Origin of the sequence: Peptoniphilus grossensis (assembly GCF_001940285.1) — a bacterium.
GTDB classification, from domain to species: Bacteria; Bacillota; Clostridia; order Tissierellales; family Peptoniphilaceae; genus Peptoniphilus_A; species Peptoniphilus_A faecalis.
Genome location: NZ_MJIH01000001.1, coordinates 1711346 through 1729820 on the forward strand (window position 1 = coordinate 1711346; position 18475 = coordinate 1729820).

Here is an 18475-nt window from a genome sequence, read left to right on the forward strand (position 1 = left end):
GGATAAAATGAATACATCAACCTTAACAGTCGTAGCTTTATTTTTAGCATTATTTATATTGATATTTGCTACGGTAAAATTAAAACTGCATCCATTTTTTGCTCTATTGGCAGCAGGATTTTCTTTTGGAATAATTTCTGGAATGCCACTTTCTGATATGCTAACAGCTTTCCAAGAAAGCATGGGTTCTACTATAGCAGGTATTGGAATTGTTATTGCCATTGGAACAGTTACAGGATATTTGCTTGAAAAAAGTGGAGCCGTAGAAACTATGGCTCAAACGATTTTAAAAATAACAGGAGAAAAACATGCGGCCTTGGGACTTGCTATAACAGGATATTTTGTATCAATTCCAGTATTTTGCGATGCAGCAGTTGTTCTTCTTGCACCAATTGCAAAAAGAATTAGTAAAGATACAAAAATTTCTATGGCATCAATAGCAGTTTCATTAACAATGGGACTCCATGCAACTCACATGTTTGTTCCGCCAACACCAGGTCCTCTTGCAGTTGCAGGAATTGTTGGAGCAGATTTGGGATATGTAATAGCTTTTGGTGCATTAGTATCAATACCAGTAATGTTAGTTGCACATTTTTACGGAGAATTTATAGGAAAAAAATATTATGTTCAACCAAAACATGAAATGGAAATTGAAAAAGACCAACAATTACCATCAGTATTTATGTCATTTGCACCAATAGTTTTACCAATTGTTTTAATGCTAGTAAAAACTTTTGCTGACATGATGACAAAAGATGCACAAAGTGCAAATACTTTATTAAATATAATAAGCTTTATTGGAGAACCTATGATTGCTTTGTTAATAGGAATGATCATAGCACTAATTTCTTATAAAAATTTAAATAAAGATGACAAAGAAATTCACACATTTGACGGCGGATTTGGAGAAGCATTAAAAACAGCAGGACAAATAGTTTTGATAGTAGGAGCAGGTGGAGCTTTTGGAGGAATATTAAGAGCATCACAGCTTCAAGATATTCTAATAAACTTTTTCTCAGGAATAGATATAGGAATACTCGCACCATTTATAATTGGAGCGATATTTAGAACGGCAATTGGTTCAGGAACAGTTGCGATGGTTACAGCAGCAAGTATGCTTGCTCCACTTTTAGGGGTTTTAGGAATTTCAAGTCCGATGGGACTTGTTATAGCAATGCTTGCATGTGCATCAGGCGGATCAATGATTTTCCATGCAAATGATGATTTCTTCTGGGTAGCAACATCAACATTAGAAATTGATACAGGTCTTGGATATAAATCATTTTCAGTAGCATCAGTTCTTCAAGCCATAACAGGTTTGGCAGTAGTTTTTGTTTTAAAATCAATACTTATTTAACAAGGAGAAAAAATGAAATTAAATGAATTAAAAACACCATCAATAATTTTGAATTTAGATGCTTTAGAAAATAATATAAAAAGATTTCACAATTTGGCAATAGAAAATAATAAAGAAATTTGGCCAATGATTAAAACACACAAATCAAGTGAAATTTTAAAAATTCAAAAAGAAAACAAGGCAACAGGAGTTTTGTGTGGAACCTTAGATGAATGCGAAAAATCTTTGGAAGCAGGATTTGAAAATATAATGTATGCCTATCCAGTTTCAGATGAAATTGCAATAGAAAGAATAATAAATTTATCCAAAAAAACTAATTTTATAGTAAGAATTGATAATCTAGAAACAGGAAAACTAATAAACGAAAAAGCTCGTCAAAAAAATATTAAAATCAACTATACTATAATTATAAATTGTGGTCTAAACAGATTTGGAATAGAAAAAGAAAATATATTAGAATTTGCTGAAAAAATGAAAGGATTTGAAAACTTGAATTTTGTAGGAATTTCATCTCATCCAGGTCATGTTTATTCAGCATCTCTTCCAGAAGAAGTGGATAAATTTGTAAAAGATGAAATCGAAACTTTGTCTTATGCAAAAAAAGTTTTAAAAGGTGCAGGATATGAAATAAAATATGTGACATCAGGTTCAACTCCAACATATTTAAAAGCTGTAAAAGATGATACGATAAACATATTTCATCCAGGAAATTATGTATTTTTGGATGCTATCCAAATGTCTTTGGGCATTGCAAAAGAAGAAGATTGTGCTCTAAGAGTTTTGGCATCTCTTACATCAAATCCAAGAGAAAATACCTTTATGATAGATGCAGGAGCAAAATGCTTGGGACTTGATAAGGGAGCACACGGAAATGATTCAATAAAAGGTCATGGAGTTATAGTTGGACATGAAAATTGTTTGATAGAATCCCTATCAGAAGAAGTAGGAAAAGTTAATGATGATAAAAAGAAATTAAAAATTGGACAAAGAATCCAAATAATTCCCAACCATTCATGTTCAACAGCAAACCTAACAAATTATTTTTACGCCTACAGAAATGATGAGCTTGAAAAAATAATAGAAGTTGACATAAGAGGAAACTCTCAAAGGCAAGAAATATAAAATAAAAAGATTGGACTTGAACTGCCTCCTAAAGCTGGACTTAAAAAACCAACTAAAGGAGGTCGGTTTTTTAGGCTCTATAATATCTGTTGGGGAGTAAAATTTCTAACAGACATTTTTATGTAAAAAAATATTGCACTTATACTAACTAAGCCCTAAACTTTAAATAACAAAAAAACAGTCTGGAAATGCATATAAGTGCAAAGAAATAATAATAATAATATAAATCTCTTTGATTTTAAAGATGTAATTGTAAATAAGATAGGAGAGAATTCTTAACTGTAAAGACATATGTTACACTTTTTGTACTTTTCTTCCTAATTAAAATTTTTTAAAATATCCTTTATTTCTGTTGGGTCATTAAAATCATAAATTTTCCATTGACTAGGTAGAAGTAAACTATAAGGCTCTATAGAAAATCTCTTGTCCATTAAAAGAATTTTGCCCTTGTCATCTTCTGTTCTTATAACTCTTCCAGCCGCTTGCACAACTTTTATCATGCCTGGATAAATATAGGCATACTCGTAACCTCTGTTGTACTTTTTTTGAAAGTGACTTTTTAAAATATTTCTCTCGTAGGATAGTCCTGGTAGACCTACAGTTATTATGGCAACGCCTCGGAGCCTATTGCCAATTAGATCTATTCCTTCGGAGAAAACTCCTCCCATTACTGCAAAGGCTATTGTGCTAGAAGAAAATGTAAAATTATTTAAAAATTCTTCACGTTCAAATTCTGTCATTTCTCTATCTTGCTTTACAATATTTTCATTTTCGGCTATTTCAATGTAACTTTCATAGACCTTCTCCATAAAGGAATAAGATGGAAAAAAGAAGATATAGTTTCCTTTGTCCTCAGAAAAATTTTTAAGGTTTTCAATTATTTCCTCAATAGAGTTTTCTCTATCTCTATATACCGTGGAAATTTTATTATTTCTAAGTACAACTAAGTTATTTGGATCAAAGGGCGATTTTATTTTGTAATAATTTGTTTTTTCATCTGCACCAAGGAGCTTGCCATAATACTTTATTGGATTTAAAGTTGCAGAGAAAAATACAGATGATCTTGGCGTTTTCAAAATATTTGCAAAAATCGGTGCAATGTCAAGGGATTTAATCTTTATAGAGTCCTCGCTTTTTATTGAAACGAAATCCCTATTATAGTATTCCAAAATTTTGGTGTACTTAAAAAGTGAAAAGTAAATGTCCAGCGCCTTTTCATAGTCTTTTGCTTCCTTGTCCTTGGTCAAAAAATCGTTCATGGAAAAAACTGTCTTTTCCACTTCTACGTTAAAATAAATAAAAGAATCGTAGCTGTAAAAAGTTCGATTATCTAATTTTTTAAATTCATCAAGGGCATTTCTAATATGTTTTCTTGCAGCTTTTCTCTTCTTTGGCAAGATTTCAAATAATTTCTCCAAGTCAGCAATAAAAACTTCTGCCGAATACATTTCTCTTCCCCTATCGAGAAGATTGTGGCTCTCGTCAATGAGAAGTGTGAATCTTATCATTGAATTTTCAAGAAATCTTTTGAGATAAACTGTTGGATCAAATATATAATTGTAATCACAAACTATAAAGTCAGAAAAATCCAAAAGGTCAAGTTGATACTCAAAGGGACAAACAATATGAAGTTTTGCAAATTTTTCAATATTTTCTCTCGTGAAATTGTCGCAGGAGTCAAATATATCAATTATAGCATCATTAACTCTGTCAAAATGTCCCTTTGCGTACATGCAATCCTTTGGATTGCAAGAAACTTTATCATTTAAGCAAATCTTATCCTTTGCAGTTACCACAGTAATTTTTAATTTTAAATTTTTATTTAAAAGTCTTTCCAGTGCATCCTTTGCGGCTTGTTTTCCCGTGGATCTTGCTACGAGATAAAAGGCCTTGTCTATTTTATCTTCTCCCATTGCCTTAATAGTTGGAAAAATAGTAGAAATTGACTTTCCAATACCTGTTGGAGCCTCTACAAATAATTTGTTTTCACTGTCAATTGTGTTATAAACTGCAACAGAAAGTTCTCTCTGTCCCTTTCTAAAGGTTTTAAAAGGAAATTTTAGTTTTTTTATGGAGCTGTTGCGAATATCCTTCCATTCCACAATTCTTCTTGAAAACTCAAGATATTCCATTAGAGTTTCCATAAAAAAGTCACGAAGTTCATAAAAGGTAAAAGTCTTTTTTATATTTAGGATTTCTTCTGTCTCAAGTTGGTAATAGGTGAGCATTACATTTATGTTGTTGAGGTCATTATCCTTGGCATAAATATAGGCGTAACACTTTGCCTGTGCCCAATGCATTAGGTTTTCTTCCTTTTTTAATTCTTCTAGATTTCTAGTAGTAGATTTTATTTCGTCCACTGTAACTTCATTTGCTACTTCAATGCCATCAGCACGACCTTCTACTGTAAAAATTATGTCTTCAATTTCCTCCTGAGTTCTCAGAAAAACTTCTGTCAAAAAATTCTTGGAGTATTCCCTTTGCACCCTTTGATGTGCCCTTATGCCCTCGACAGCTCTTTTATTGGAAAAAAATCTCCTGTCGATATCACCACTTCTCTTGACAAACTCTATTAAATTTCTTACGGAGATTTTTACTTCTTTCAAAACAAATCCCTTCTATAACAAAATCCATTAAAAATTATTCTAAATCTAAAAAGTCAAGTTGTCTTAAAGCTTCAAATAAAATTATATTTGCAGAGTTAGAAAGATTTAAGCTTCTGCCATAATCCTTTAACATTGGAATTCTTATTGCCCTATCGTAATTAGAAAAAATTAGATCTTCAGGAAGGCCACGAGTTTCTGGACCAAAGACAATAAAATCTTCATCTTTAAACTTAACATCGGAATATCTTTTCTTTGCCTTAGTGCTTGCAAGATAAAAATTGTTCTCAGGATATTTTGCAACAAGTTCATCGTAGGAATCGTAATAATTTATATCGACTAAATGCCAATAATCAAGTCCTGCCCTCTTTAAATGTTTGTCGTCAACGGAAAATCCAAGGGGCTTAATGAGATGAAGCCTTGTTTTAGTAAGTCCACAAGTTCTAGCAATAGCACCTGTGTTAAAGGGAATTTCCGGTTCATAAAAAACTATATTTAACATTCTTTCTCTCCTTCTAAAATTTCCATGGCACATTTAAGACCGTCTAATGCCGAAGAAATTATTCCGCCAGAATAACCTGCACCTTCTCCAATTGGAAATAAATTTTTTAGCTTTTCTGATCTATAATTTTCTCTCACAATTCTAATTGGCGACGAAGTCCTCGTCTCCACTCCAGTGAGAATCGCATCATCGCTACAAAACCCATGGACTCGTCTATTCATTAGTTTTAGCGCATTTTTTATTGCGTGATTAATGCTTTCTGGATAAATTTCATTTAAGTCGGCAAAGACATAGCCCGGTTTAAAAGTTGGCAAAACTTCGCCAAGTTTTTCTGTTGCTCTATTTTCCATAAAGTCCTTTACTCTTTGCACTGGTGCCAAACCGCCGCCCATTTTATAAGCCTTTTTTTCGATTTCATTTTGAAAATTCATGCCGGCTAAATTTCCCTCTCCATATATTTTTTTATCAATTGTAGCAACTACAGCTGAATTTGAATTCTCGCCCCTTCTGTCGTGATAGCTCATGCCATTGATGCATAATTGCGACTTAATTGAAGAGGAATTTACAACGTATCCACCAGGGCACATACAAAAAGTGTAAACTGAATGTGCCTCTTCTTTATCTGTAACATTTAACTGATAAGTAGCAGAAGGAAGCTTTTCTGAAATCATTCCATACTGTGCCTTATCAATATTTTTTCTCAAATGCTCGATTCTAAACCCAACTGCAAAGGGCTTTTGCTCAATTAAATCATATTTATCAAGCATAACAAAAGTGTCACGAGCAGAATTTCCAATCGCCAAAATATAGCAATCGGCACTATATTCTCCCTTGTCAGTTATTATTTTATTAATCTTTCCATTGCAAATTTCAAAATCAATTAGTTTTTCACTAAATTTATAAATTGCGCCTTTTCTCTCAATATCTTGTCGAATATTTTTTATTACATTTCGCAAAATGTCTGTGCCAATATGTGGCTTCTGCTCGTAAAGGATATCTTCAGGTGCACCATTTTTAACAAAAATTTCAAAAACGTGAGAAACTCTCTTGTCCTTGGAACGTGAAGTTAATTTTCCATCAGAAAAAGTCCCTGCACCGCCTTCTCCAAATTGGACATTTGAATTTTCGTCTAACTTTCCAGTCTCGTGAAGAGTGTCGATGTCCCTTAGCCTCTCCTCAACTTTTTTGCCCCTCTCGATTAAAGTTACCTTAACACCCTTTTTCGCAAGTAAATAGGCAGCAAAAAGTCCCGCAGGACCCGTTCCAATTATCACTGCGGATTTAATTTTATTAATATTCTCGACTTCAAGCTTATCCTCATGAAACTCTTCAATATTATTTTTTAGTCTTTTTATAATCTTTTTATCAATATCCGCTAAATCTAAATCGACAATCACTTGGTACACGAAACTTATTTCATGCCTTGCATCCAAGGACTTTTTATAAATTTTATAATTAAAATCCCTCTTATTTAATTTTTTTGCAATTTCCCCGCTCAAAAATTTTTCATCTTTGTCATAGGGAACTTTTATATTTCTTAAAATTATCATTTTTCTCTTTTCCATATCTCGTGATAAACTTTGTAATTTGGGTCTTCAATTTCACATTTTTTCACTAATTTAAAGCCCTTAAAATCAGGAATAAACGTGTCTGCTCCTTTAACAACAGTATCAACTCTTGTAACAATTAGTTCATCAAGTCTATCCCACAAAAGGCTAATAATTGCAGCACCGCCAATTACAAAAACTTCTTTATCACTATATTTTTTAATTATATCATCAAGTTTTTCAATTGAATCAACATAAAACAAATTATTTTTATCTTCATTTTTTGAATGCGTAAAAACTACAGAAATTCTATTTGGAAGCTGTCTTCCAATAGCATGAAAAGTTTTTCTGCCCATGATTATAATATTATTTGTAGTATATTTTTTAAACATATGCAAATCATTGTCCACAAATAAAATTTGTTCGCCATCCTTTGCAATAGCATTTTTATTATCAACAAGTATAAGTAACTTCACATTGTCCCCCATTAAAAATAATCTTACATTAATCATAGCATTATTCAAAGACTTTTTTAACACTCTATAAAGCTTTAGATATATTTCTTATAAAAATTTTCAAAATCCTGTCAAAGTAAAAGTGTAACATATGTCCATACAGTTAATGAAAATATATAAATAAAAATTATAAAAAGTATTTACAATGATATCGATAATTGATATTATTAAGGAGGAAATTATGAAAAATAAAAAAACGATGAGTTTAGCGTTAGTAGTAGTTATTATGATGAACTTTGTAGCACCGATTTATGCTAACTCAAAATTGGATACTAACTTTATAAATATTAATGAAGATTTTAATAAAGATGAGATTATAATTGATTACAAAGAACATAGCGAAGATGGAGAATATTACATAGTAGAAAAAATTAATGGCAATAAAATTAATAGTAAGATTTATAAAATCGAAGATGGAGAGAATATTTTAAAAAATTCGATTATTAGTGAAATTGAGAATGGAAAAGTTTTTTGTATCGAAACTAAATCAGATGGTATAGTTGAAAAATACGAGGTTTCAGCAAAAACAATTGATAATATTGAAAATCACAAACAAGATAAAAATGAAATATCACTCTTAGGAAACAATACTTATTTGCGAACTGATAGGTATGGGATTTCTTAGTAGGTAAAAAGTTACTATTGCAATTGCTGCAGCAGCAATCGTCGCTGCAGTAGCATATATAAATATGACAGTTGCAACAAAAATCATTATTTCAGCTATAGCTGCAGGTGGTGGAGCCGGAGTTGCATCATTACCAGACTATTTATATTTTACTTAATGTTTATAGAACTCATAGTATAGGTAAAATCTATACTAGATATGAGAATGATTACTATTTAGATTCTAAAAGGACGCAATATATTGGTTCTTGGTCTTTTAGTGAAAGAGGGTTTCATTAAAATATGAAGTTAATTAAGAGAGAACTAATCAGAATATTTTTTATACTTGGTATACAAATTTTATGCGGTTATATTTTCTTTCATTTTTTTAAAAAAAGTTTTAATTTAAGAGAATTTTTTACAAACTATGCAATGATTATATTTTGGATAGTTTATTTCGTTGTTGTAATTATCATTAATATTTTAAAAATGAAAAATAGAATAGAATAAAATAAAATAAAAAGTTCTAGAAGATTGAAATAATTTCTAGAGCTTTTTATTTTTCTAATAATAATTTACAAACTTATTCATTTTTCCATCGTCAATTGAAATACTAATTTTTTAATTTATAGTCAAAGGCATTTGTCTTTAAGTTTAAGTCATATTTATTATTTTCCCTTTTCCTTGCAATAAAATTAAAAATGGTATATACTAGTTTTATAAACTAGATGTGGTGATAATATGAACGATAAAATAGATAACTTTTTTTTGGAAGATAATAAAAATAATTTAAAGCTAGTTGAAAGTCTTGACAAAGAAATTATTGGAAAAGTGAGAAACTGGAAACTTCTGAGATGGGATGAACTTCCCGATTTTGAAATTTACAACGATCAATTGCTAAGCATTGTGCTTTCCCAAGTATCTCCATTTTTATCTGAAAAGGATATTTCTCCTTCAATGATAAATAATTACGTGAAACAAAATCTCATGCCAAAGCCCGTAAAAAAGAGGTATTCAAAGGAGCATATAGCTCTACTGACTGCAATTAGTTTTGTAAAGCAAGTTTTTACCATGGAGGAAGTTGGAAGGGGAATTAAACTCTATTTAGAGGGAAAAGAATTTAAAGATGCTTACGATTCCTTTTGTGATATTATGGAAGATCAAATAAGGCTAGTGTTTTTGGGAGAAGAAATTCCCAATAAGGGAGAATCCCTCTATTTAACAGAAGCTATTCGCTCAATTTCGGGAAGTCTTTATGTAAAGGGTTATTTAAGGAGAATGTATGAAGAAGAATAGAGAGTTTTTCGTAGAATTTTTAAACAGTATAAGCCATTTTATTGGAGTTGGAATAGGGATAGTCTTTTTAGTGATGATGATTAGATCTTGCATTAAAAAGGGAAATGCCTATACTCCCGCTTTTATAATTTATGGTGCATTTTTTATATTTTTATTTTTGGCAAGTACACTCTACCATGGAATTTGGAATAAAAGGGCAAAAAATATTCTTAGAATTTTTGACCACTCCGCTATATTTTTATTTATTGCGGCATCCTTTACTCCTGTTATTTTAACAGTTCTATCAGGTAAAAAAATGATATTTTTTCTTGTACTTATTTGGGTCATTGCTCTTGCAGGTACAATTTACAAGATTTTAAGTTATGGAAAGTATGATAAACAAAAAACCATTTCCGTTATTTTATATATTGCCATGGGTTGGACTTCCATATTTTTATTAAAACCCATATTTTTAAAAATGCCGAGAGAATTTTTGTTTTTCTTAGTTGCGGGAGGTATTCTCTATACAGTAGGAACAATTTTTTACAAGATGAAAAAACAATACAGCCATGTTATTTGGCACTTTTTCGTGTTGGGAGCGGCAATAACTCATTTTATAGGATATTACCAATATCTCATTTAAGTAGATAATATTTTATAGAGAATTTTTTACTTCAATTAATTATAATCTTTATATTTAAAACTTTTTAACTGTTGTAAAAGTATGATGTGATAAGAAATGTGTTGTAGAAATAAAATATGTCTTGAAAATTAAGATGTTTTTCTTTTATTTGATCTCACATCAATTGTAACGCTACATTTTAATAAACAAATAAATTTTTAAAACACTTGCAAAGTTATTAGCTCTGTGCTATAGTAAGTGATAATTAAATAATAGTCGATGTTTAGAGAGGTTGCGGTTTTTAAGAGTAGGTTAACGAAAGGGAAAATCGCCGAAGGAGAAATCCTGGGGATGCAGAGAATATCTGTATAACTGTCACATTAGAAATGCCCATTTCTTTTGTAGTGTGCTCTATTCATTGAGGGCAAAAGAGAATTTAAACTATGAGTCTTTTGCTCATAGTTTTTTTGTTTTAAGGAGAGTTTTATGAAATTATTTGGAAATTTAAAAGTGATAGATAATGAGATACATTTGGGAAAGTATTCCATGAGTTATTTGAAAGAAAAATATGGAACACCTCTTTATATTGTAGATGAAGATTTTTTTAGGGAAAATATTAGAAAGTTTAAAAATAGTTTTAAATCTAAAAAATTCAATACAAATATTTTATATGCCTCCAAGGCTCTTTTAAATAAATATATTGCCAATGTTGTTTGTGAAGAGGACATTTCAATTGATGCTGTAAGTGGTGGTGAAATCTATACGATTTTAAATTCAAGAATGAGTGCAGATAAAATATATTTTCACGGCAATAATAAATTAAAAAAAGAGCTTGAATTTGCAGTTGATTCTGGTGTTGGGAAAATTGTAATAGATAATACAAGTGAGATAAATAAACTTGAAGCTATTTTAAAAGAGAAGAAAAAGAAACAAAAGGTATTAATTAGACTTAATCCTGGAATTGATGCTCATACTCATGAGTATATTACAACTTCAAAAAATGATTCTAAATTTGGTCTTTCAATTTTTTCGGATGATATATTTGATATTATTGAAAGAGTGGCTAATTCAAAATATTTTGAACTTCTCGGCTTCCATGCACATATTGGTTCACAAGTTTTTAGAGAGGAATCCTTCTTTTCTGAGGCAGAAGAGATGATAAATTTTATAAAAAAAGTTAGTGATAAGGGAATTAGAATTGAAGAACTTAATTTAGGCGGTGGCTTTGGCGTTTATTATACATCTGAAGATTCTCCCTTTGAACTTGAAGGATTTTTAAAGAGGTATATTAAAAAAATTGAAGAGCTTTTAGAAGAGAATAATTTAAAGCTAAAGACTCTTACAATAGAACCGGGCAGAAGTTTAATATCAAATGCAGGGCACACACTCTATACTGCGGAAATTATTAAAAAAACCTATGGTGGTAAGAATTTTATATTTATAGATGGTTCAATGAACGACAATATAAGACCGGCACTTTATGGAGCAAAGTATGAAGCTTCTATTGCAAATAAATTTAATGATAATTTAGAAGAAGTATATACTATTGCAGGTAAATGTTGCGAAAGTGGAGATATTATTATAAGGGATATAATGCTTCCAAAGGTGGAAGAGGAAGACCTTATTTTAGTTTCATCTACTGGAGCATATAATTATTCAATGTCTAGCAATTACAATAGGATTGAAAGGCCAGCTATGATTTTTGTATCAGATGAGATAAAGGTTGCGGTTAAAAGAGAAACATATGAAGATTTAATGAGAAATGATTTGTAATAGGTGAATTATGAAAAATGTTGTTATGAAATTTGGAGGAAGTTCCGTTGCAAGTATAGAAAAGATTATGAGTGTTGCAAGGATCTTAGTCAAGAGAAAAAGAGATTTAAATAATGTGGTCTGTGTAGTTTCTGCAATGGGAGATACTACGGATATTTTAATAAAAAAAGCTCAAGAGATAAATAAAAAACCTCAAAAAAGGGAACTAGACGTTTTGATGTCCACAGGAGAGCTTGTATCATCATCACTTCTTGCTATGGCAGTTGAATCTTTGGGAGAGAAGGCAATATCTTTAAGTGGAGCACAAGCGGGATTTAAAACTTATGGTAGGTATGGTTTTAGCAAGATTTTAGATGTAGATACAAAATATATTGAAGAAAAGCTTATAGATAATTACATTGTAATTGTGGCGGGCTTTCAAGGAGTTAATGGGATAGGAGATACTACAACGCTTGGTCGTGGTGGATCTGATACATCTGCTGTCGCTCTCGCAGCTAAGCTTGGATGTGATTGTGAAATTTACACAGATGTTGAAGGGATTTATACAGTAGATCCTAGATTTTATAAAAAGGCAAAAAAACTTTCTAGCATAAGTTATGAAGAAACTATGGAGATGGCACATCTTGGTGCAAAGGTAATAGACCCAAGAGCTGTGGAACTAGCACAAAAATATGAAGTAAAACTTTATATTGCACTAAATACTTGTAATGTCTTGGGAACTGTAATTGATAAGGAGGAAAATGTGGAAAAAAGTATTATAAGAGGAGTTTCATCAATTGATAATATTTTGCTTGTAAATAAAAAATTAGAAAATCAAAGCATTGCAGATTTATTTTCTGAACTTGCAAAAAATGGAGTTAACATTGATGTTATAAATCAAAATATTATTGAAGATGAAGTTTATGTTTCCTTTACATCAGTAATAGAGGAGAAGGATACAATTAATTCAATTGGAGATGGATTTAATTTTATAGAAAATGTATCAAAGGTTTCAGTGATTGGAAATGCAATGAGAACTGAACCTGGAGTTGCTGCAAGGATATTCGATGTACTTAATGCAAATAATATTAAATTTTATCAAGTTTCCACATCGGAAATTTCCGTATCGATAATTGTAGATACAGTTATTAAAGAAAAAGTTATGAAATTGTTTATTAGAGAATTTGATTTATAAGGAGAGATATTATGACTTTATTTACTGGTAGCGGTGTTGCCATAGTAACACCATTTAAAGAAAATTTTGACGTAGATTATGCTAAGTTGCAACAACTATTGGATTTTCATTTGCAAAAGGGAACAGATGCAATAATAATAGTGGGAACAACTGGAGAAGCTTCTACTATGACAAATGAAGAACAAGCAGAAACTGTAAAATTTACAGCAGATTATATTAATGGTAGACTCCCAGTTATTGCAGGTGCAGGTTCAAATGACACAAGACATGGTATAGAACTTTCAAAAATGTGTGAAGATGCTGGTGCAGATGGACTTTTGCAAGTAACTCCATATTATAATAAGACTTCACAGAGAGGCTTGATTGAACATTTTAAAAGAATTGCAGAAAGTGTAAATGTCCCAATGCTTTTATACAATGTGCCGGGAAGAACGGGAATGGGCATTGATCCAAAGACTCTTCTTGAGCTTTCAAAGATAGATAATATAATTGGAATGAAAGATGCAACAGGTGATTTATCTTATGCGGCAAAGGTAAGAAATCTTGTAGGCTATGATTTTGACATCTATTCAGGAAATGACGATGTTACAATTCCACTTATGAGCCTTGGGGCAAAGGGAGTAATTTCTGTTATAGCAAATATATTTCCTCAAAAAATTCACAATATGACTAAATTGTTTTTAGATGGAGAGATAGAAAAAGCAGCTAAACTTCAAACGGATTTAAAAGAATTAAATGATGCACTTTTTGTAGAACCAAACCCAATTCCTGTAAAGGCAGCTATGAATTTATTGGGCTATGAAGTAGGAGGACTTAGACTTCCACTTTTTGAGGCAAGTGAAGAGACAAAAGATAATTTAAAGAAAGTATTAGGTGTAAAATGAAAGTATTTATAGTCGGGATAACAGGTGCAATGGGCAGGACTTTCTTTAATTTAGATGGAGATTTTGAAGTAGTAGGTGGATTTGCAGAGAAAGAAGATAGAGAGAAAAATATTTATAATAACTATAAAGATGTAGATGTAGATTTTGATGTAATAATAGATTTTTCAAATAAAAGTATAGTAGATGATACAATAAGATTTGCGTTAGAAAAGAAAAAGCCACTCGTAGAGGCAACTACTGGTCTTAGCGAAAGGACTATGGATAATTTAAAAAAAGCTTCGGAAGAAGTACCTGTAATTTATTCGAGAAATTATTCTCTAGGCATAAATGTAATGGAGAAAATTGTAAGGGAGCTTACAAAAATGCTAGATGGTTTTGACATAGAAATAATAGAAGCTCATCATAACAAAAAGAAAGATGCACCAAGTGGCACGGCATTAATGCTCTTGGATGCAGTTAAAAAAGAAAGATGTGTATCTGAAATTTATGATAGGACAAAGCTTCACAAAATGCGCGATAAAAATGAAGTTGGCATTTCAAGTGTAAGGGCAGGTACAATAAATGGAGATCATACAGTTATCTTTGCAGGAGATAGTGAGATACTTGAGATCAAACACAGTGCCGGGTCAAAAAATATTTTTGCCAATGGTGCAATAAAAGCAGCCAAGTTTTTACTCGGAAAGGAAAAAGGTCTTTATAATTTTAAAGACATATTGGAGTAAATACTCTATAAGAATTTAATTAAGAAAACAAGAAAGAGGAAAAAGATGAAAATTGGAATAGTAGGATATGGAAATTTAGGAAGGTCGCTTAGAGGTCTTATAGAAAGAGACGAAAATCTAAATTTAGTGAAAATATTCACAAGAAGGGACAGCAATTCCTTTAATGATGATAAAATGGAAAGCATAAAAAATTTACTGGAGTACAAAGATAAAATAGATGTGCTATTTTTAAGTCTAGGTTCAGCAACAGACATACCAGAGATGGCACCAGAAATTATAAAAAATTTCAACACAGTAGATGCTTATGATAACCATGCACATATTCCGCAATATTTTGAAAAAATGGATGATATTGCAAGGAAAAATAATAAGGTAGCCTTTGTATCAACTGGTTGGGATCCAGGTTTATTTTCTTTGAATCGTCTAATAGCAGAGTCAATTTTGACAAAGGGTCATACAAATACTTTTTGGGGAAGAGGAGTAAGCCAAGGGCATAGCGATGCAGTTAGAAGGATTAAAGGTGTTAAGAGAGCAGTTCAATATACAATTCCAAAAGAAGAAATAATAGAAAACATTAAAGAAAACTCAAAGGACTACAAAAGTTTTGAAACACACAATAGACTTTGCTATGTAGTATGTGAAAAAAAGGATGAAGATAGAATAAGAAATGAAATAGTAAATATGGAAGATTACTTCAAACCTTATGAAACAAAAGTAAAATTTATTTCAGAAGAAGAGTTTGAAAGAGAGCACACAAATATGCCCCATGGAGGCCATGTAATAAGAGTTGGAGAAACGCTAGAAAACAATCGTGAAATGTATAAATTTACATTAGAACTAGACTCTAACCCAGACTTTACAGCATCAGTAATGATATCAGCATCAAGAGCAGTTTTAAAATATGTAGAAAATAAAAACTATGGAGCTCACACAGTGCTAGACACTCCGCCAGCATATTACAATGTGCTATCTCACGAAGAATTAATTAAAAATTATCTATAATAAATAGGCATAATGTATTTTTTGCAGGTGATTATCTAAAAATGGTGTGAAAGAAAAAGAGACTGTGAAATAGTTTGTGTATGAAAAGTCCTCCTGATAAGATGATAATTAGGAGGACTTTAATATGCAAAGAAAAGAGAACTTTATGTCAAATTTTTGGGTTCTTTTTATTAGGAATCAATAAGTACACAAATAATTCTAAATTATAAATAAAATTATATGTTTTTTGGACATAGCAGGCTCTAGTCTCCAAAAAAATTTAGCTATCATTTTCAGAATTTACTTTAACAAGTTTTCAATTTTCTCTATTTATAGGTATTATTCATAAATCACAGACCTAATTAATGCTATATTAATTGACAACTTTACTAAATAATTGTATAATCGAAAAAAATTACTTTTAATTTTTCCTGTTTTTTGTACTAAACAAGAAATTTAATTTAATTTTATCTAATTATTATACTAATTAAAAAGGAGAAAAAGATGAAAGTTGTAAAATTCGGTGGAAGCTCACTAGCTGATGCTATTCAACTGAGAAAAGTTAAGGCGATAATAGAAGATGACCTTGAGAGAAATTATGTTGTTGTGTCTGCACCAGGTAAGGGTGTAAAAAATAATCACAAAGTTACTGACCTACTCGCAATGTGTCACGAGTTAAGTGTACATGATTTGAATTTTAACGAAGTTTACAAGATCATTGAAAATGTTTTTAAAAATATTGTCGATGATCTTGTTTTAGATATTGATATTGATAAAATCTTAGATGATGTTAAAAGGGAAATTGCAAAGGGTGCTAGTTACGATTTTGTAATTAGTCGTGGAGAGTTTATTAGCGCCCAAGTCCTTGCTAATTACATTGGTTATGATTTTGTGGATGCGAAGGATTTAATTGTATTTAACGAAGGTGTTCTAGACCTTGTCAAATCTTGTGAAAACATAAAAAACATTTTGACAAAACACGATAGAGCTGTTGTGCCAGGTTTTTATGGTTTAGATGAATTTGGCAAGGTTCATACTTTTTCTAGAGGTGGATCTGATGTTACTGGTTCAGTTATTGCTTCTGCCTTAGATGCTGAAATGTATGAAAACTTTACTGATGTAAGTGGATTTTTAGTTGCAGACCCCAAAATAGTAAAGGACTCTTGTCCTATTGGAACTATTACCTATAAAGAACTTCGTGAACTTTCCTACATGGGTGCAAAAGTTCTTCACGAAGAGGCAATCTTTCCCCTTAGAGACAAAAACATCCCTATAAATATTAAAAACACTAATGCTCCTCACGAAAAGGGAACACTTATTGTTTCTAAATGCGATTATAAAAACAAGAATATTGTAACGGGTATTTCTGGGAAAAAGGGTTTTACTGTTATAAACCTTGAAAAAGTTAATATGAATACTGAAAAAGATTTTTTCAGAAAGCTCACTACTGTTTTTGAAAGCAACGACATATCCATTGAACATATGCCTTCAAGCATTGATTCTGTTTCTGTCATTGTCTCAGATTCTTACATTACTCCAAAAATAAATAAAGTACTTGAAGAGCTAAAAATTTACTTAAATGTAGATAATATTAGTTGGGAAAGAGATATTTCACTTATTGCAGTAGTTGGTCGTGGTATGATAAATGAAAAAGGCGTGTCATCAAGGATTTTTACAGCTCTTGCTAATAAGGGCGTCAATATAAAAATGATAAGCCAAGGTTCTAGCGAAATTAATATTATTATTGGCGTTGAAACTGAAGATTTTGAAAAAGCCATTGAAGGAATTTACACAGAATTTTATAAGGAGGAAAAAAATGAAGGTTAATGTAGCAGTTGTTGGTGCAACTGGTTTAGTTGGAAGCATGATGTTAAAGGTTTTGAGCGAGGAAAATTTTCCAATTGACAATTTGTATTTGTTTAGCTCAAAAAAATCTGCAGGAAAAATTATAAATTATTGTGGAAAGGATTATACTGTTGAAGAATTAAGAGAAGATTCCTTCGAGGGAAGAGAGATAAAAATCGCACTATTTTCTGCTGGAGGATCTGTAAGCGAAAAGTTTGCTCCAATAGCTGCAAAGGCTGGCGCAGTAGTTGTTGACAATAGCTCTGCTTTTAGAATGGATATTGATGTTCCACTAGTTGTTCCAGAAATCAATCCTGAGGATATTAAAAAGAACAAGGGAATTATTGCAAATCCAAATTGTTCTACAATTCAGTCAGTCTTACCTCTAAAACCGATTCACGACAAATATAAAATTAAAAGAGTTATTTATTCGACTTATCAATCTGTTTCTGGATCTGGAATCAAAGGAATTTCAGATCTTGAAAAGGGAACTAATCTTGCATACAAATATCCAATTAAAAATAATTGTATTCCACAAATTGATGTATTTTTAGACAATGGATACACAAAGGAAGAGATGAAGATGATAAATGAAACTAAAAAGATCCTTCACGATGATTCCCTCCTTGTTACAGCTACAACTGTGCGTGTGCCTGTTAGAAACTCCCATAGCATTTCTATAAATGTTGAAGTGGAAAAATCCTTTGAAATTGAAGATGTTAAAAAAATTATAGCAGAATATCCGGGTATAATTTTAGAGGATGATCCTGAAAAGGAGGTTTATCCAATGCCACTTATGTCTGCCGACAAAAATGAAGTCTTTGTTGGGAGAATTAGACGTGATTTCACAGTGAAAAATGGAATAAATTTATGGTCCTGTGCAGACAATATTAGAAAGGGTGCGGCGACAAATGCCGTGCAAATAGCAAAGAAACTCTTGGAGGTTTAAT

The 18475-nt window shown here is 31.2% G+C and carries 16 protein-coding genes and 1 riboswitch; of the genes, 12 read left to right on the plus strand and 4 right to left on the minus strand.

All coding sequences use genetic code 11. The features are described 5' to 3' along the window. The first annotated feature begins 7 nt into the window (after positions 1 to 7). Together BIV18_RS08250 and BIV18_RS08255 are read left to right on the plus strand one after the other, a co-directional pair. Positions 8 to 1357: a GntP family permease gene (locus BIV18_RS08250; protein ID WP_075660137.1), complete on the plus strand. Its 1350-nt coding sequence runs from the start codon at positions 8 to 10 to the stop codon at positions 1355 to 1357. Between the two features lie 12 nt (positions 1358 to 1369). Further along, positions 1370 to 2479, plus strand: coding sequence for an alanine racemase (locus tag BIV18_RS08255; protein ID WP_075660138.1), 1110 nt, complete (start codon positions 1370 to 1372; stop codon positions 2477 to 2479). 317 nt (positions 2480 to 2796) lie between these two features. On the opposite strand, the gene BIV18_RS08260 is transcribed toward BIV18_RS08255, so the two are convergent. Genes BIV18_RS08260 through BIV18_RS08275 form a run of 4 tightly spaced genes read right to left on the minus strand, consistent with a single transcriptional unit; the run spans position 2797 to position 7607 of the window. After that, positions 2797 to 5085 (minus strand): ATP-dependent DNA helicase, encoded by a 2289-nt coding sequence (locus tag BIV18_RS08260; protein WP_075660139.1) that lies wholly within the window; start codon positions 5083 to 5085, stop codon positions 2797 to 2799. Positions 5086 to 5119: 34 nt separating this feature from the next. Beyond that, on the minus strand, positions 5120 to 5584 hold the full coding sequence (locus BIV18_RS08265; RefSeq protein ID WP_075660140.1) for a tRNA (cytidine(34)-2'-O)-methyltransferase: 465 nt from the start codon (positions 5582 to 5584) through the stop codon (positions 5120 to 5122). Then, positions 5578 to 7134: an NAD(P)/FAD-dependent oxidoreductase gene (locus tag BIV18_RS08270; RefSeq protein WP_075660406.1), complete on the minus strand. Its 1557-nt coding sequence runs from the start codon at positions 7132 to 7134 to the stop codon at positions 5578 to 5580. Before BIV18_RS08270 ends, BIV18_RS08265 begins: the two co-directional genes overlap by 7 nt. Further along, complete coding sequence (locus tag BIV18_RS08275) at positions 7131 to 7607, minus strand: dihydrofolate reductase (RefSeq protein ID WP_075660141.1); 477 nt, start codon at positions 7605 to 7607, stop codon at positions 7131 to 7133. The genes BIV18_RS08270 and BIV18_RS08275 overlap by 4 nt, the downstream gene beginning before the upstream one ends. Before the next feature lie 220 nt (positions 7608 to 7827). Between BIV18_RS08275 and BIV18_RS08280 the strand changes: the two genes are divergently transcribed. The 10 genes from BIV18_RS08280 to BIV18_RS08330 all read left to right on the plus strand — a co-directional run bounded on the left by BIV18_RS08280 (position 7828) and on the right by BIV18_RS08330 (position 18474). Next, on the plus strand, positions 7828 to 8271 hold the full coding sequence (locus BIV18_RS08280) for a hypothetical protein (protein ID WP_075660142.1): 444 nt from the start codon (positions 7828 to 7830) through the stop codon (positions 8269 to 8271). Between the two features lie 719 nt (positions 8272 to 8990). After that, complete coding sequence (locus BIV18_RS08290) at positions 8991 to 9545, plus strand: DUF1836 domain-containing protein (protein ID WP_075660144.1); 555 nt, start codon at positions 8991 to 8993, stop codon at positions 9543 to 9545. Continuing rightward, complete coding sequence (trhA, locus tag BIV18_RS08295) at positions 9532 to 10167, plus strand: PAQR family membrane homeostasis protein TrhA (protein ID WP_075660145.1); 636 nt, start codon at positions 9532 to 9534, stop codon at positions 10165 to 10167. The genes BIV18_RS08290 and trhA overlap by 14 nt, the downstream gene beginning before the upstream one ends. 257 nt (positions 10168 to 10424) lie before the next feature. After that, a riboswitch (Lysine riboswitch) is annotated at positions 10425 to 10566 on the plus strand. A gap of 66 nt (positions 10567 to 10632) precedes the next feature. Next, positions 10633 to 11919, plus strand: coding sequence for a diaminopimelate decarboxylase (lysA, locus tag BIV18_RS08300; RefSeq protein ID WP_075660146.1), 1287 nt, complete (start codon positions 10633 to 10635; stop codon positions 11917 to 11919). Between the two features lie 10 nt (positions 11920 to 11929). Further along, positions 11930 to 13093 carry an aspartate kinase gene (locus tag BIV18_RS08305; RefSeq protein ID WP_075660147.1) on the plus strand — a complete coding sequence of 388 codons (1164 nt, stop codon included), beginning with the start codon at positions 11930 to 11932 and terminating at the stop codon, positions 13091 to 13093. A gap of 11 nt (positions 13094 to 13104) precedes the next feature. After that, a complete protein-coding gene (gene dapA / locus BIV18_RS08310; protein ID WP_075660148.1) occupies positions 13105 to 13977 on the plus strand; it encodes a 4-hydroxy-tetrahydrodipicolinate synthase in 873 nt (290 codons plus the stop codon). Then, a complete protein-coding gene (dapB, locus tag BIV18_RS08315; RefSeq protein WP_075660149.1) occupies positions 13974 to 14699 on the plus strand; it encodes a 4-hydroxy-tetrahydrodipicolinate reductase in 726 nt (241 codons plus the stop codon). The genes dapA and dapB overlap by 4 nt, the downstream gene beginning before the upstream one ends. A gap of 45 nt (positions 14700 to 14744) precedes the next feature. Beyond that, a complete protein-coding gene (locus tag BIV18_RS08320; protein ID WP_075660150.1) occupies positions 14745 to 15701 on the plus strand; it encodes a diaminopimelate dehydrogenase in 957 nt (318 codons plus the stop codon). A 483-nt stretch (positions 15702 to 16184) separates the two neighbouring features. Continuing rightward, entirely contained in the window at positions 16185 to 17507 is a 1323-nt protein-coding gene (locus BIV18_RS08325; RefSeq protein ID WP_075660151.1) for an aspartate kinase, read from the plus strand. Then, positions 17497 to 18474, plus strand: coding sequence for an aspartate-semialdehyde dehydrogenase (locus BIV18_RS08330; RefSeq protein WP_075660152.1), 978 nt, complete (start codon positions 17497 to 17499; stop codon positions 18472 to 18474). Before BIV18_RS08325 ends, BIV18_RS08330 begins: the two co-directional genes overlap by 11 nt. The last annotated feature ends 1 nt before the right edge of the window (position 18475 follow it).

What these genes read in the sequence shown, in the direction of transcription:
- BIV18_RS08250 (WP_075660137.1), top strand. Translation starts at nt 8, where the DNA reads ATGAATACATCAACCTTAACAGTCGTAGCTTTATTTTTAGCATTATTT.
- BIV18_RS08255 (WP_075660138.1), top strand. Translation starts at nt 1,370, where the DNA reads ATGAAATTAAATGAATTAAAAACACCATCAATAATTTTGAATTTAGAT.
- BIV18_RS08265 (WP_075660140.1), bottom strand. Translation starts at nt 5,584, where the DNA reads ATGTTAAATATAGTTTTTTATGAACCGGAAATTCCCTTTAACACAGGT.
- BIV18_RS08270 (WP_075660406.1), bottom strand. Translation starts at nt 7,134, where the DNA reads ATGATAATTTTAAGAAATATAAAAGTTCCCTATGACAAAGATGAAAAA.
- BIV18_RS08280 (WP_075660142.1), top strand. Translation starts at nt 7,828, where the DNA reads ATGAAAAATAAAAAAACGATGAGTTTAGCGTTAGTAGTAGTTATTATG.
- BIV18_RS08290 (WP_075660144.1), top strand. Translation starts at nt 8,991, where the DNA reads ATGAACGATAAAATAGATAACTTTTTTTTGGAAGATAATAAAAATAAT.
- trhA (WP_075660145.1), top strand. Translation starts at nt 9,532, where the DNA reads ATGAAGAAGAATAGAGAGTTTTTCGTAGAATTTTTAAACAGTATAAGC.
- lysA (WP_075660146.1), top strand. Translation starts at nt 10,633, where the DNA reads ATGAAATTATTTGGAAATTTAAAAGTGATAGATAATGAGATACATTTG.
- BIV18_RS08305 (WP_075660147.1), top strand. Translation starts at nt 11,930, where the DNA reads ATGAAAAATGTTGTTATGAAATTTGGAGGAAGTTCCGTTGCAAGTATA.
- dapA (WP_075660148.1), top strand. Translation starts at nt 13,105, where the DNA reads ATGACTTTATTTACTGGTAGCGGTGTTGCCATAGTAACACCATTTAAA.
- dapB (WP_075660149.1), top strand. Translation starts at nt 13,974, where the DNA reads ATGAAAGTATTTATAGTCGGGATAACAGGTGCAATGGGCAGGACTTTC.
- BIV18_RS08320 (WP_075660150.1), top strand. Translation starts at nt 14,745, where the DNA reads ATGAAAATTGGAATAGTAGGATATGGAAATTTAGGAAGGTCGCTTAGA.
- BIV18_RS08325 (WP_075660151.1), top strand. Translation starts at nt 16,185, where the DNA reads ATGAAAGTTGTAAAATTCGGTGGAAGCTCACTAGCTGATGCTATTCAA.
- BIV18_RS08330 (WP_075660152.1), top strand. Translation starts at nt 17,497, where the DNA reads ATGAAGGTTAATGTAGCAGTTGTTGGTGCAACTGGTTTAGTTGGAAGC.